A 13,814-nucleotide genomic window follows, 5' to 3' on the forward strand; every position below is an offset into this window, starting at 1 on the left:
ATAGCTGTACGTGTCAGGTGTGCGTGAAGAAGACCACTCCTTCGAGGGGTGCGGGGCCTGGTTGCGTAATGTCGTACCCATGAGTACGACAGGCGCGTCCGCCGATCCGCTCGCGGCCCTGGGCTCGCTGCCCGGTGTGGCCGAGTCCGTGGAGTCCGTGCGCAAGGCCGTGGACCGGGTCTACGGGCACCGGGTCATGCGGCGGCGCAGCAACGCGGTCACTTCCGAGGCGGCCCTGCGCGGCTCCCGGGGCTCGGCGGCGCTGTCCGGCGCGGACTGGGCCCTGGAGGAGGTGCGCCGGCGCAGCGACTTCAGCGTCGACGACGAGGCGCGCGTCATGGGCGCGGCCCTGCGGCTGACCGCGGAAGCGGGCCAGTTGCTCTCCATCTGGCGCCAGTCGCCGCTGCGGGTCCTGGCGCGGCTGCATCTGGTGGCCGCTGCGAGCGACGCCGACGAGGTCGGGCGGCCCCGGCAGGCCGGTGAGACGGTCGACGAGCCGCTGATCGAGCTGCCGCTGCCCGGCGCCGACGAGCTGTCGGGCCGTCTGGAGGGGCTGTCGCAGTTGATCATCGCGGGCGGTTCGGCGCCCGCCCTGGTGACGGCGGCCGTCGTGCACGGCGAGTTGCTCGCCCTGCGCCCCTTCGTCTCCCACAACGGCCTGATCGCGCGGGCCGCCGAGCGCATTGTCCTGATCGGCAGCGGCCTCGACCCCAAGTCGGTCTGCCCGGCCGAGGTGGGCCACGCCGAGCAGGGCCGGGCGGCCTATCTGGCGGCCCTGGAGGGATACGTCTCGGGCACTCCTGAGGGCATGGCGGCCTGGATCGCGCACTGCGGCCGGGCGGTCGAGCTGGGCGCCCGCGAGTCGACGGCGGTGTGCGAGGCGCTCCAGCGCGGCGCGGCGTAGGAAAAGGGCCCCTCACACGGGTTGCGGCGGTACGAGTCCTCGTACCGCCGCTGGCATGCTCACCCGGTTACCAAGCGTCCTCGATACATGCCCATCAGGGCGGGAACCTTGCCCGTCACCTGGTGGCGCTGGCCCGTAATCGACGGGTCGACGTCGCGTGGGTGCCCAGTGGTCATGCGCGGTCCGTGGGGCCAGATGCGTTGATAAAGGTGATCCTCGCGGATGTCCTTGGTCTCGCGGGCCGTTGATTCCTTTGTACTCCTGGCCCCGGACAAGCGGAACCCCTGGCGCTGGTTCTTTACTTTTACTCTCAAATACGAGCTAAACGGACGCGCTTGATCGGTGGGCGCGCTCAGGCGGTCGCGGCGCGGCGGCGGCTGGCGTACCAGACGAGGCCCGCGGTGGCCGCGGCAGCGCCTATGGCGGCCGCCACGACCAGCGCCGGACGGGGCGGCACGGAGAACGACGGGATTCGCTGCTTGAGCCGCACCGGCCGGTGGAAGTCGAGGATCGGCCACCCGCGTGCCACGGCCTCCCGTCGCAGCGCCCGGTCCGGGTTCACGGCGTGCGGATGGCCCACTTCCTTCAGCATCGGAAGATCGGTCGCCGAATCGCTGTAGGCGTAACAGCGCGAGAGGTCGTACCCCTCGGACGCGGCCAGCTCCTTGACCGCCTCCGCCTTGGTGGGGCCGTACGCGTAGTACTCCACCTCGCCGGTGTAGCAGCCGTCCTCGCCCACCACCATCCGGGTGGCCACCACACGGTCCGCGCCCAGGAGTTCACCGATCGGCTCGACCACCTCGGCGCCCGACGTCGACACGATGACGACGTCCCGGCCGGCCACGTGGTGCTCCTCGATCAGCGAGGCCGCCTCGTCGTAGATGAGGGGATCGATCAAGTCATGAAGGGTCTCGGCGACGATTTCCTTCACCTGTTGGACGTTCCAGCCGCGCACCATCCGGGACAGGTACTCTCGGGTCCGCTCCATCTGGTCGTGGTCCATACCGCCGACGAGGAAGACGAACTGGGCGTACGCGGTCCGCAAGGCGGCCCTGCGGTTGATCAGTCCGCCTTGGTAGAAGGACTTGCTGAAGGTGAGCGTGCTCGACTTCGCAATGACCGTCTTGTCCAGGTCAAAGAAGGCCGCTGTGCGGGGCAAGGAGTGGTTTTCCACAAGCATGAGCATAGGGGCAGCCCATTCGGCGTAAGGTGGGCGCGTGGGTTTGCCTGAGAAGGCTCTCGGGTACACCATGGAAGTCACGGATCGTTCGCGACCGTGCTAACCCGGTCCGGCTCCTCCCCCCCCGAGTCGGCCGTGGAGACGACCCCCGCTCTCCCCCCCGGCGGGGGTCGTCGCATGTCCGGGTGGGTTTTTCCCTTCTGAACACGGCCGTGGCGCCGTACCGAGGCGGCTGCGGCCGCCTCTTCCGCATGTCCGTGGTCCGTCACTTTGGGTAGTCGTCTGACTGCTCTGCGGAAGTCGCGCGGAGGGCGGCCCGGGGGTGGCCGGCGGGTGGTCCCGGCATGGTGCGGGGCTCACCGGTATGGGTGACGACGATATTCACAAGCACCCGCTTGTCCACAGTTTTCCACCAAGATCCACATCATTTCCGTCTTCGCTGCACCGTGATTCCGAAGCGCCCGCTCGGGCCGCGTTCATGGCCGGGTTCAAGCCCGGTTCATGGCCGGTTCCCTTTGGCCGGCGCACCCGGGCGGTTTCCGTCCGGGCTGTTCATACGGAGACCGGTTGCCCGGTTCTTCACACATTTGGGAATCGCGGGACCGCGGAAGACTGCGCGGCCCGCAGCGAAGGGGGATGGAAACCGTGACCGGAGCCGTCACACACGACCCGCCGCCCACGGCCGGAGACCGGCCGGGCAAGCCGCTGATCGTCACCGAGGACGCGGCACTCCTCGACGACCTGCTGCGCCTGTGCGCCGCGGCGGGCGCCACACCCGAGGTGCACCCCTCGGTGCCCGCACGCCGCGGAAGCTGGGAGGCGGCGCCACTCGTCCTGGTCGGCGACGACGCCGCGCACCGGGTGCGCGGGGCCGCCCGCAGACGAGGCGTGGTCCTCGTCGGACGCGACCAGGACGACTCCGGGGTCTGGCGGCGCGCCGTCGAGATCGGCGCCGACCATGTGCTGATGCTGCCCGACGGCGAACAGTGGCTGGTCGACCGCATCGCCGACGTCGCCGAGGGCGTCGGCCGGCCCGCGCTCACCGTCGGCGTGATGGGCGGCCGCGGCGGCGCCGGAGCCTCCACGCTCGCGTGCGCCCTCGCCGTCACCTCCGCGCGGGAGGGCCTGCGCACCCTTCTGGTGGACGCCGATCCAACTGGAGATCCGGCGGGTTCCCGTACAGCTTCCGTACGTGCTTATCCGCTGTTTGCGCTGGTTGCAGCCCGATGAGCGTGGTCCACACGATCGTGTGAGGTTTTCACCGTTACTGGCAGATTCCAGGTGATCGGCCCGTAATTTGCTGGCTCGTGGCGGATTCCAGAACACGTCGCTTCTCGCTCATCGCGGGTGAGGCTGGTGCGGACGTACAGGACGGACCCCGGCAGGAAGCCGGGCTCGCCGACGTGCTCACGCTGCAACAGCAGGCCTTCGAGACGTCCTCGCCGGCGGACGAGAGGGCACTGTTCCACGACACGCTCGCCGAGTACTGCTGGGCGAGGGATGTAGCTGGGCTGTCGGCGAAGACGCTCCAGACGCTGGTGGTGCCGGTGCTGGAGATCTGCTCGTTCTACGACGTCGTGCCCTGGCGGCTGACCTCGCGGGATCTGGACCGGTACTTCGCCGGGCCGGGCAAGCCCGGGCGGCACGCGACGATGCGGTCGAAGCTGACGAAGATCGACAATTACTTCGCCTTCCTCGAACAGCGCTACGCGGGCGAGATTCTGCGGCGGTTCGGGGCGGCGGTGGAGTCGCCGATCGACCCGTTCAACAGGCCCCGACACCGCGGCGACTTCGGGTTGAGGATCCCGCCGTCGGCGCGGGCGATGAAGGAGTTTTTCGCCTCCTGGCGGGACGTGTTGCCGACCGAGCGGAAGTATCCGGTCGCCGCCAGGAACTACGTGATGTCCAAGCTCACCTACATCTCCGGAGTGCGGGCCGCCGAACTGTGCGCGGTGCGGATCGGCGACGTCCACTGGGAAAACGGCCAGTGGGGCCGCTTCCTCGTCCAGGGCAAGGGCGCCAACGGCTCTGGACCGCGCGAACGCGAGGCGTTTTTGTTCCAGGACGGCCGTGAACTTCTGTGGTGGTACGTCGAGGAGATCCGCGGCGAGTTCCGCGACGACGCGAGCGATCCGCACGCCCCGTTGTTCCCCTCCGAGCGGCTGCCGAAGGCGATCGCCGCACTGAACATGCCGATCGCCCCGGCGGTGCTGCCGGACACCTTCCGCCGAGCCTTGAAGACCGCCTCCAAGCAGCACCTGAAGGGGTCGGTCACCGAGTTGTTCCCGCACTTGCTGCGGCACGCTTGCGCGACCCACAACTACGAGTCGGGCATGCCGTTGTGGGACGTGCAGGTCTTGTTGGGCCACACCTGGGCGACCACGACGGTCGGGTATCTCGCGACCGCCAAGGGCGACCCGGAAAGGCAGAGCCTGGAGTCCTCCCGGCGAGCGGTTCGCCGACTGAGCATGGAGTCGTGATCCGATGAAGTGGAACCTGCGCTGGGTCGCCGCCCGGCGCGACATCTGGCGCCCCACCCAGTTGCAGGCTGCCTTCGCCGAAGTGGGGTTCACGCCCTCGCTGAGCAAGGTCGCCGCCTTGTGGTCGAACAAGCCGATCACGGTCCGCCTCGACGACCTTGACATGATCTGCACCGCGCTGGACTGCACCGTCGCGGACCTGATGGAGGCCGAGCCGGTCGAGCTGGTGGACGGCGGCCGCGAGACCGAGCGGCGGGCCGCCGCAGGCGGCGCCGAGGCCGGGCCGAACGGCCCGGCCCGGCCGGTCCCCAAGCCGGGCAGCAACGGCCGGCGCCGCTCGATGCCGCCGAACTGACCGGGGACGAGGCGATGGCACGGCGGCAACGGCCCCCGGTGGGCTCCTGCGAGTACTGCGCGAGCTGGGGCGAGGTGACCATGCACTGGCTCTGTCCGCCCTGCGGGCGGCTGCGGACCTGGGCGAACAAGGGCACCCACGGCCGCTACCTGGGCACCTGCCGCCGCTGCGGCTACCCGCAGTCCGTCGCCCAGGACGGCACCTGCCGGGCCTGTCTGCTGGCCGTTCGCGCGGGCCAGGACGAGGACTGGATGTGGTCCGAGGTCCGTCGCGGCTACCTGCCGCCGGGCAGGCCCCGGCAGCTGACCTTCTCCCTGGCCGGCGTCACCCCGCCCGAGGCGAACCCGCTGCGGAGACACGATCAGCCGATGGCGAGGCAGAAGATTCCGCCCTGGGTGAGGGAGTTGTGTCCGTCGCCGGTGCGGGACGACCCGCGGATCTGTCCGCCGCAGATGCCCGGGCAGCTCGGTCTGTTCCCCGTCCCGCGGCGGACCTTCACGAGGCACGACGGCGGGCGCATTCACGACCGTGAGGTCCCCGATCTCCCGACCGTGATCGCCGAATTGAGGAAGATCGCCGACGAGCGGGGCGTCACGGCCGCGTCCTGGTCCCGGATGACCTGGAACCTTGCCCGGCTCGCGCTGGCCGCCCGCGAGCCCGGCGAACGGCAGGTCCGCCCGGAGCTGGTCCAGCAGCTGCCGACCATGCAGCCCACCGTCGGAGAGGCACTGCGGCGGGCCGGGCTGCTGGCGCCCAAACGGCCCCGCCTCGTTCCGGCCGACGAACTCGACTACGGCAGCTGCGGACACTGCTTCGCCTGGGCCAACGATGGACTGACGGTCTGCCTGGGCTGTCGCCAGTGGTCCTATCTGCACCGCGGCACCGGCGAATGCCGCCGCTGTCACCGCGACCTTCCGATCGCCGAGTCCGACGGGCTCTGCCGGTTCTGCCGGGTGGTGACCATGGAGAGCGAGATCGACTTCGCCGGGATCGCCCTGGTCGGCGGCGATCAGTTGTGGCTCGGCCGGGAGGTTGCCCCGCAACTGCGGACGCTCGACGCCCGCTACCCGGGAACCCGTCGCAAGGGCCGTTTCGAGTCCAAGCGCAAGCTCGCGCAGGCCGCCGAAAGAGCGGCCCGCCCCGTCTCCACCCAGCTCGTCGTCCCCGGGCAGCTGGAGCTGTTCCCCGCTCCGCCACGGGACTGGGGACGGCTGGACGAAGCCGAACTTCCCACTCTGACCGCGAAGGCGGAGTCGGTAATGGCCGACTTCGTGACCTACATCGAGCAACGCGGCTGGACAGTGGCACAGATGGGCGGCAGCACCCGCACCCTGCGGATCCTGGTCGCCCACCTCGGCGCCGACGCACCGATCCGCGAGAAGGACGTGAGGTCGGTGGCCTCACTCAGCTCGAACCACCAAGGCGCCCGCGTCGTCAATTACCTGCGGCGACGCGGCCTCCTGGCCATCGAGGAGCCGGTTGACGGGCAGATCGCCGCGGCCCGCAGGATCGCGGAAGGGCTGCCCAAGGCGTTCGGCGACGCAGTTCACGCCTGGATCGACGTGCTGACCGGCCAGGGGAGCAAGCCGAGCCTGCCCCGCAGCTCGGAGACCGTCAACCGCTACGTCCGCGACGTCGCCCCCACCCTGCGGGCCTGGGAGGCGTCCGGTCTCGCCGACCCAAGAGAGATCACGAAGCAGCACGTCGAGGACGTCGTCAAACCGCTGCGGGGGACTGCCGCCCGCAACATCCACGTCGGCCTCCGGTCGATGTTCCGGGCGTTGAAGCGGGAGCGTCTGATCTTCCGCGACCCCGCCCGCACCGTCTCCCTGGCCGTCGCACGGCGCCTGCCGGCACCACTGCCCTCGGACCGCCTCCGAGGTCTGCTCGACAAGGTCCCCGGCGTCCGGGACAAGCTGATCGTCGCCCTGACGGCGGTGCATGCCCTCCCTATGACGCAGATCCGCCGACTGCGGCTGGAAGACCTGGACCGGGCCCGCGGTCAGCTGCGAGTCCGCCGCCATGGCCGCATGGACCACGTGGTCTATCTCGACGAACTCACCATGAACCTGGCAACCGCCTGGATCATCGAGCGCGTCGAGCGGTGGCCCGACTGCACTAACCCCTACCTGATCGTCAGCAGACAGACCGCGGTCGACGATCTGCACCCGCAGGTCAGCAACGAGGTCATCAAAACCCCCTTCCAGCGGGCCCGCATCAGCCCGGACAAGCTCCGGCAGGACCGGCTCTTCGACGAGGCCCGGGAAACCGCCGACCCGGTCCGCCTCATGCGCGTCTTCGGCATCTGCGGCGCGACCGCGACAAGATACGTCGCCGCCGCCCACCCGGACAAAAAGGTTGATTTAACCAAAGCGTGATCATCTTCCTCGTGTTGTCCGGAACGATCCGACTGATTCGGCGCCTGGATACGCGATGACCTGGGCTTTCTTGCAAAGTAGTCCGGGGTGGTCCGGCCTTACAGGTTCGGCAGCTTGGTGAACCTGATATTTCACGGCACGAGCTTCAGGGTCCACGCCGTTGGGACTGACGTTCATCCCAGGCCATCTGCCACATCTGCTCAAGTCGGGCCTTGGTGTCCCGAGGGAGGCGCCTTTCTCCCCCGCTCATCCGTTGCAACGCCTCCAGCAGGACGTGCAGAGTTGGCCAGTCTCGCGGGATAGTTCTCCCTGTCAACCAGTCGCTGAGCGTGCTTCTCGACGGCGCCACCCTGTTGTTGGTCATCAGAAGCTCGCGCGTGATCGAGTCCAAGGTTGGCCTGCCGGCGAGCTCGTGAGTCCGCCGCAGCTCGTTGGTGAAACGCTCGAAGGCCGGGCCCCGTTCACCGCGTGACCGGCCCTCCGATGCCGCGGACGGCTCATTTTGCAACGTGGAGCCAGGGGCGATACCGCGTTCCCTTGCGGTCTTGTCGGCCACTGCGGCACCCAGGGCGTCGAGAGCCCGCCGGATGGCCTGCTTGCGCTGGCTCGCGTCGGCTTCCGACTCCTCTTCCTCTCTGCTCTGGAAGAGGGCCCCCACGACGGTCTTCACGAGGCTCTGGCTAGGGAGATCGGGTCCCCTCAGTGCCTTATGCAGTGCCTGGCGCGAATAACCCGTCATCTTCGCCATCGCTGCCAGAGATGGATCATCGCGTTCGAGGACGAACTGCTGCATGAGGGCGAAGAATTCGAATTGCGGACCGGCGGGAGCCAGGGGTATGCCTAAGCGCCGCTTTGCCAAGATCACTCCTCCGTCAGGCAGTTGTCAACTAGATGTCTCTAGTGCGTCTACAACTTATCCCCGGATGCCCGTGCGTTGACCTGCGACGACGTGACCGTAGTACAACAGAAACGTCCATATGATCCGGACGCCCGCCGGACCTGATGGTTACTCGGCTCCTACACACGAGCCATCAGGCCAGGCGGTCGCCGCGACCGAGAGCAGGCTGAATGAACAAGCTCCGGCACCTCAAGAGTGCCCTACTGAAGCGGCTGGCGGAAAGGCGACGCCTCGCCATCAGTGTGTCCGTCGCGCTCGTCGGGTTCACCTGCGGGGCTCTCATGCCCTACGAGCGGGTTCTCGCGGGCGCTGCGGTTGCGGCGGTGGCCGTGGCGTTGACCCAGCTGATCTTCAACCTCCTTGACAAGAAGAGCGACGGCGGACCCCCGCCCCAGCCGCCCGAGACGCCGGAGGCCCCCTCGGACCTCGTCTGAGGCCACCAGCCCGGCCTAGAAGCCCCGCCGACACCGGCGGGGCTTCTTTTTTTGTGCTCCACTGGAACCCGACGCCGACCAGGGCTTCTAAGGTGAACGGCCTGCCGGTTCGAGGCTGATCTGCCTCCAGATTCGGCGAACCCGTCGGTTTCCCTGGGCGGCGGACTCGACGTCCTGCTCGGCGGCGAGACCACCGAAGGGCTGCGTTGGCCGGCCTTCGCCGCCTCGCGCGGCCGGGTCGGCGGCGGCGCCCTGGAGGAATCGCTGCCCAAACTGCACTCCCTGCGCGTGCTGAGCTGGGACCGCGGCGACTGCGTCGCCGTCCCGCCCCAGGCCGTCCGCGCGGTGCTCGCCGCAGCGCGCCGCCGAGGGGGCACGGTCGTCGTCGACCTGCCCCGCCGCATCGACGACGGCGTCGCCGAGATCCTCGCCCAGCTCGACCTCGGGATCCTCGTGGTCCCCGCGGAGCTGCGCGCCGTCGCCGCCGCCGGACGGGTCGCCTCCGCCGCCGGCATGGTCCTGCGCGACCTGCGGGTGGCCGTCCGCGGCCCCTACGCGCCCGGCCTCGACGACCACGAGGTGGCCAGGCTGCTCACCCTGCCCCTGGCCGGCGAGGTGCCCGTCGAGCCGGGACTGCACCGGGAGGACGGCGGCAGGACACCCCCCGGAGCCACCGCACGCGGGCCCCTCGCCCGCTTCTGCAAGAACTTCTGGGAGCGGGCCCTGACCGAGGCGAGCGGCACATGAGCACACCACCCGGACCCGAAGGGCTCCTGCTGGACGGCGTACGGCAGTGGCTCGCCGACAGCGGGGCGGAACCCACACCCGCGCGCGTGGCGCAGGCCCTGCGCGAACAGGGCCGCGTCCTCGGAGACGCCGAGGTGCTCGGCGCGGCGGAGCGGCTGCGCCGCGAACTGACCGGCAGCGGGCCCCTGGAGCCGCTGCTCGCCGACCCGTCGGTCACCGACGTCCTGGTCTCGGCCCCGGACCGGGTCTGGGTCGACCGGGGCGGCGGTCTCGAACTGACCACCGTCGCCTTCCCCGACGCGGCCGCCGTACGACGGCTCGCGCAGCGGCTGGCCGCGGTGGCGGGGCGGCGCCTGGACGACGCCCGGCCGTGGGTCGACGCCCGGCTGCCCGACGGGACCCGGCTGCACGCGGTGCTGCCCCCGGTCGCCGTCGGCTGCACCTGTCTGTCGCTGCGGGTGGTACGGCCGCGCGCGTTCACCCTCGACGAACTGGTGGCCGCCGGCACGGTCCCGCCGGGCGGCGACGGGATCCTGCGGGCCCTGCTACGGGCGCGGCTGTCCTTCCTGATCAGCGGCGGCACCGGCAGCGGCAAGACCACCCTGCTGAGCGCGCTGCTGGGGCTGGTCGGGCCCCGGGAGCGGATCGTGCTCGCCGAGGACTCGTCGGAGCTGCGGCCGGACCATCCGCACGTGGTCCGGCTGGAGAGCAGACCGGCCAACCAGGAGGGTGCCGGGCTCGTCACGCTCGAGGACCTGGTGCGGCAGGCCCTGCGAATGCGACCGGACCGGCTCGTCGTGGGCGAGGTGCGAGGGCGGGAGGTCGTGGACCTGCTGGCCGCGCTCAACACGGGCCACGAAGGCGGCTGCGGGACGGTCCACGCCAACACCGCCGCGGATGTCCCCGCACGGCTGGAGGCGCTCGGCACGGCGGCCGGGCTCGACCGGGCCGCGCTGCACAGCCAGGTGGCCGCCGCCCTGTCGGTGGTCCTGCATCTTGTCCGGGATCCGGTGGGGCGGCGCCGGATCGCCGAGGTGGACGTGTTGGAGCGGGACCCGTCCGGGCTGGTGCGGACTGTGCCGGCGCTGCGGTGGCAGGCCGACGCTTTCGCCTATGAACGGGGGTGGCCGCGGCTGCGGGAGCTGCTGCGGGGTGCGGGGAGCGGTGGGGCCGGCGGGAGCGGGGAGCGCGGAGGAATCGGATGCGGCGGACGACGTGGTGGGACCGAGGGGAGTGGAGAAGGCGATGAGCTGGACGGGTGAAATTCCGATGGCGGCTGCCGTGGCCTGTGCCGGCGCGGCGGCGTGGATGCTGGGCGGGCCGTACTCCGGGGCCAGGCGCGCACAGTTGCTGCTGGCCGGGGGAGGAGTGGTCGGCGTCGGGCCCCCGGCCTGGCCGGAGCCGGCCCGGATGATGCGGTGGCTGCGCGACCGGTGGCGGCCCGAGTGGTGGGCGCCGGTCGTCGGGCTGGCCCTGGCGGTGCTGGGCGCCTCGGTGCTGCCGCTCCTCGCGGGGGCGGCCGCAGTGCCCCTGCTGCGGCGGGCCCTGAGGGCCGCCGAGGCGCGGCGGGACGGGGAGCGGCGCGGGGACGCGGTGATCGCGTTGTGCGCGGCGCTCGCCGGGGAGGTGCGTGCGGGACGGCAGCCCGGGGAGGCGTTGCAGCGGGCCGCTCGGGACACCGGCGGTCTTGGCGAGGCTCAGGCGGCGGTGCTGGCGGCGGCGAGGTTCGGCGAGGACGTCCCGCAGGCCCTTGCGGCTGCGGCGCGCCGACCGGGTGCCGAAGGGCTGCTGGGACTCGCGGCGTGCTGGCGGGTGGCCGTGGACAGAGGCGCCGGGCTCGCGGCCGGACTCGACCGTCTCGAAGCGGCGTTGCGTGCCGAGCGCGACCAACGGGCCGATCTCAGTGCCCAGTTGGCGGGGCCTAGGGCCACGGCGGTGCTGCTCGCCGGCCTGCCGGCCGTCGGCCTTCTCCTGGGCACGGCTCTCGGTGCCGACCCGCTGCACGTCCTGCTCCACACCGGCCTGGGGCTGGCCTGCCTGGCGGTCGGCGGGGCGCTGGAGGCGGCCGGGGTGTGGTGGGTGCTGTGGATCGTGCGGAAGGCGGAGGGACGGGACGGTCGGGACGGGCGTGGTGAGCGAGGTGCGCGAGGCGGGCCTGAGGGGCGTGCGGCGCGGGCGGTGACGGCCCGTGTGGGGCGGGCCGCGGCGGGGCGGGTGACGGCGAGGTGGGTGTCGTGAGCGGAGTCGATGTGGGTGGAGGCGGTGTGGGCGCGGAGGTTTTCCACAGGCTGGGGGTGACCTTGGGGGTCGTACTGCTCCTGGTGTGGTGCGTGAGGTGGCTGGAGACCGTCCGGCGGCGGCGCGGGGCGCGGCGACGACTGGCCGGACTGCTGCCCTGGCTGCCGGCGGCGGCAAAGGAGGAGGCCGGGCGTCGGGTGCGTCGGGCGGCTGTGCGGCAGTGGCTGCCGGAGATCGCGGTGGCCGGTGCCGGGTGCGCGGTGGTCGGTGGCATCGGCGGCCTCGCGGTCGGGGCGATCGGTGCGCTGGCGTTGCGGCGGTGGCGTCGTGGGCGACGGCGGCCGACGGAGTCCGTGAGTGCGGCCGACGCGCGGTTGGCGGCCCGTCAACTCCCCTTGGCGGCCGATCTGCTAGCTGCGTGCATCGCGGCGGGCGCCGGTCCGGTGATCGCGGCCCAGGCCGTGGGCGAGGCGCTGGGCGGGCCCGTCGGGGAGGCGTTGGAACGGGGTGCCGCCGAGGTGCGGCTCGGCGGTGAACCGGACACCGCCTGGCGGAGGTTGGCCGCCACGCCCGGTGCCGCGGCGTTGGCCCGGCTGCTGGAGCGGGCCGGTGTCTCGGGGGTGCCCGCGGCCGGACCGGTCGCCCGGGTCGCTTCGGACGCCCGGGCCGACTGGACACGCGCCGCGACGATCCGGGCCCGGCGGGCGGCCGTCATGGTCACCGCGCCGGTGGGGCTCTGCTTCCTGCCCGCCTTCATCGCGGTCGGCGTCGCACCCGTGGTGATCGGGCTCGCGGGCGGGGCGTTGGGCGGAGGGAGGTGAGCGGGATGAGGTGAGCGAGATGCGGTGAGACGACGCGTGGAGCGTGCGCGCATGACCAGTGGTGACGAACAGACCGAGACCTCACGGGGGTTGAGATGTACAAGGCGGTACGGGCGCGGCTGCGCGCCCTGGTGCGCGGGAAACGACGTGGACGCGGGGACGCCGGAATGGTGACCTCCGAGTACGCGACGGGGATCGTGGCGGTGGTCGGCTTCGCCGTGCTGCTCTACCAGGTGCTGACGAGCGACAGCGTCAGGGCGCTGTTGGACGACATCGTGAAGAAGGCGCTCAGTGGCCAGATGTGAGCGGGAGCGGGAGTACGGGCGGCGTCGGTGGCGGGGCTCCGACGGGGGATTCGTGACGGCTGAGTCGGCGGTTGTGCTGCCGGTGCTGGTGGCGTTCACGCTGGCGCTGATGTGGGGGCTGCTCGTCGTCGCCGCCCAGCTCCAGTGCGTGGACGCCGCCAGGGCCGGTGCCCGGGCGGCGGCCCGGCAGGACCCTCCCGAAGCGGTCGTCGCACTGGCCCGCGAGGCCGCGCCGCGCGGGGCGAGCGTGACGGTGAGCCGGGAGGGGGACCAGGTCCGGGTGGTGGTCGTGGCACAGCCCGCGGTACTGCGCGGGCTGCCGTTCGAGGTACGGGAGGAGGCCGTGGCGGTGGCGGAGGACGCGGGGGCTGCGGACGGGGTGTCGGCGGGCGACGAGGGAGTGACGGTGACCGAGGACGCGGGGGCGGACGAGGCCGGGGCGGGGCCGTGAGGGCGGCCCGTGGCCGTGGGGACGAGGGTTCCGCCACCATCCTGAGCCTCGCGGTGATCGCCGTGCTGTGTGTGGTGTTCGGGGCGCTGCTGGCGTACGGGCAGGCCGTGGTGATTCGGCACCGGGCGGCGGGCGGCGCGGATCTCGCGGCGCTCGCGGCGGCGGACCACTGGACGGACGGTGAGCGGGACGCCTGTGCCCGGGCGGGCCGGGTGGCCCGGGCACAGGGGGTGCGGCTGGTGCGGTGCGCGGTCGTCGGGGAGATCTCGGACGTGACGGCGGCGTCGGGGCAGGGTCTCTTCCGGGCCGAGGTCAGGGCGCGGGCGGGCCCTCCGGAGCCGGCACCGGCGCCGCTGCCGACGGGGTCTTCTGAGCAGCCCGAGCACCCCTTGCCGGACCAGTCTCCGACTCCGTCCCCGGCGCCGCCTTCGCCCCCGGCTCCGCCTTCGCCGGAGACACCTGGGCCCCACCACTCCCCGCAGGCGGCTCCTGAAGCCCGTCTTCCGCCCCCAGGGTGACCGGCGCCCCGTTTTCCGCCCCCGGGGTGACCTCCGCCCCGCTTTCCGCCCCGGAGCGACCGGCGCCCCGCCTTCCCCCTGGGGTGACCCGCGCCCCCCTTCCGC

Annotated in this window: 13 protein-coding genes and 2 pseudogenes; 13 read left to right on the forward strand and 2 right to left on the reverse strand. The window is 71.7% G+C overall.

What is annotated here, in order from left to right; genetic code table 11:
* The first annotated feature begins 79 nt into the window (after window positions 1-79).
* Window positions 80-904: an oxidoreductase gene (locus G6W55_RS14315; protein WP_085212075.1), complete on the forward strand. Its 825-nt coding sequence runs from the start codon at window positions 80-82 to the stop codon at window positions 902-904.
* Window positions 905-1,256: 352 nt separating this feature from the next.
* Here the strand turns inward: G6W55_RS14315 and G6W55_RS14320 are convergent, their stop codons facing one another.
* Window positions 1,257-2,090 (reverse strand): HAD family phosphatase, encoded by an 834-nt coding sequence (locus G6W55_RS14320; RefSeq protein ID WP_030795901.1) that lies wholly within the window; start codon window positions 2,088-2,090, stop codon window positions 1,257-1,259.
* A gap of 630 nt (window positions 2,091-2,720) precedes the next feature.
* Between G6W55_RS14320 and ssd (G6W55_RS14325) the strand changes: the two are divergent.
* From ssd (G6W55_RS14325) to G6W55_RS14340, 4 genes and pseudogenes are all read left to right on the forward strand, one after another.
* Window positions 2,721-3,311, forward strand: a pseudogene (ssd, locus tag G6W55_RS14325) (septum site-determining protein Ssd); the annotation flags it as partial.
* A 113-nt stretch (window positions 3,312-3,424) separates the two neighbouring features.
* Window positions 3,425-4,564 (forward strand): site-specific integrase, encoded by a 1,140-nt coding sequence (locus G6W55_RS14330; protein WP_175521275.1) that lies wholly within the window; start codon window positions 3,425-3,427, stop codon window positions 4,562-4,564.
* A 4-nt stretch (window positions 4,565-4,568) separates the two neighbouring features.
* On the forward strand, window positions 4,569-4,919 hold the full coding sequence (locus G6W55_RS14335; protein ID WP_175521206.1) for a helix-turn-helix transcriptional regulator: 351 nt from the start codon (window positions 4,569-4,571) through the stop codon (window positions 4,917-4,919).
* A gap of 14 nt (window positions 4,920-4,933) precedes the next feature.
* On the forward strand, window positions 4,934-7,297 hold the full coding sequence (locus G6W55_RS14340; protein ID WP_175521207.1) for a hypothetical protein: 2,364 nt from the start codon (window positions 4,934-4,936) through the stop codon (window positions 7,295-7,297).
* Between the two features lie 145 nt (window positions 7,298-7,442).
* Here G6W55_RS14340 and G6W55_RS14345 read toward each other — a convergent pair whose 3' ends face one another.
* Window positions 7,443-8,090 (reverse strand): hypothetical protein, encoded by a 648-nt coding sequence (locus G6W55_RS14345; protein ID WP_175521208.1) that lies wholly within the window; start codon window positions 8,088-8,090, stop codon window positions 7,443-7,445.
* 275 nt (window positions 8,091-8,365) lie between these two features.
* On the opposite strand from G6W55_RS14345, the gene G6W55_RS14350 reads away from it, so the two are divergent.
* From G6W55_RS14350 to G6W55_RS39545, 8 genes and pseudogenes are all read left to right on the forward strand, one after another.
* On the forward strand, window positions 8,366-8,629 hold the full coding sequence (locus G6W55_RS14350) for a hypothetical protein (protein WP_175521209.1): 264 nt from the start codon (window positions 8,366-8,368) through the stop codon (window positions 8,627-8,629).
* A 153-nt stretch (window positions 8,630-8,782) separates the two neighbouring features.
* Window positions 8,783-9,376, forward strand: a pseudogene (gene ssd, locus G6W55_RS14355) (septum site-determining protein Ssd); the annotation flags it as partial.
* Window positions 9,373-10,638 carry a TadA family conjugal transfer-associated ATPase gene (locus G6W55_RS14360; RefSeq protein WP_254876245.1) on the forward strand — a complete coding sequence of 422 codons (1,266 nt, stop codon included), beginning with the start codon at window positions 9,373-9,375 and terminating at the stop codon, window positions 10,636-10,638. The pseudogene ssd (G6W55_RS14355) and the gene G6W55_RS14360, both read left to right, overlap by 4 nt.
* Window positions 10,639-10,645: 7 nt before the next feature.
* On the forward strand, window positions 10,646-11,614 hold the full coding sequence (locus G6W55_RS14365; protein ID WP_254876246.1) for a type II secretion system F family protein: 969 nt from the start codon (window positions 10,646-10,648) through the stop codon (window positions 11,612-11,614).
* A 26-nt stretch (window positions 11,615-11,640) separates the two neighbouring features.
* Entirely contained in the window at window positions 11,641-12,435 is a 795-nt protein-coding gene (locus G6W55_RS14370) for a type II secretion system F family protein (protein WP_175521211.1), read from the forward strand.
* A 95-nt stretch (window positions 12,436-12,530) separates the two neighbouring features.
* Window positions 12,531-12,740 (forward strand): DUF4244 domain-containing protein, encoded by a 210-nt coding sequence (locus G6W55_RS14375; protein ID WP_175521212.1) that lies wholly within the window; start codon window positions 12,531-12,533, stop codon window positions 12,738-12,740.
* Window positions 12,727-13,191, forward strand: a complete 465-nt coding sequence (locus G6W55_RS14380) for a TadE family type IV pilus minor pilin (RefSeq protein WP_309243713.1) — start codon at window positions 12,727-12,729, stop codon at window positions 13,189-13,191. The genes G6W55_RS14375 and G6W55_RS14380 overlap by 14 nt, the downstream gene beginning before the upstream one ends.
* A 74-nt stretch (window positions 13,192-13,265) precedes the next feature.
* Window positions 13,266-13,709 carry an Rv3654c family TadE-like protein gene (locus G6W55_RS39545; RefSeq protein WP_375372449.1) on the forward strand — a complete coding sequence of 148 codons (444 nt, stop codon included), beginning with the start codon at window positions 13,266-13,268 and terminating at the stop codon, window positions 13,707-13,709.
* Window positions 13,710-13,814: the final 105 nt, after the last annotated feature.

Source organism: Streptomyces sp. CAI-85, from assembly GCF_013363615.1.
Classification (GTDB): domain Bacteria; phylum Actinomycetota; class Actinomycetes; order Streptomycetales; family Streptomycetaceae; genus Streptomyces; species Streptomyces antibioticus_B.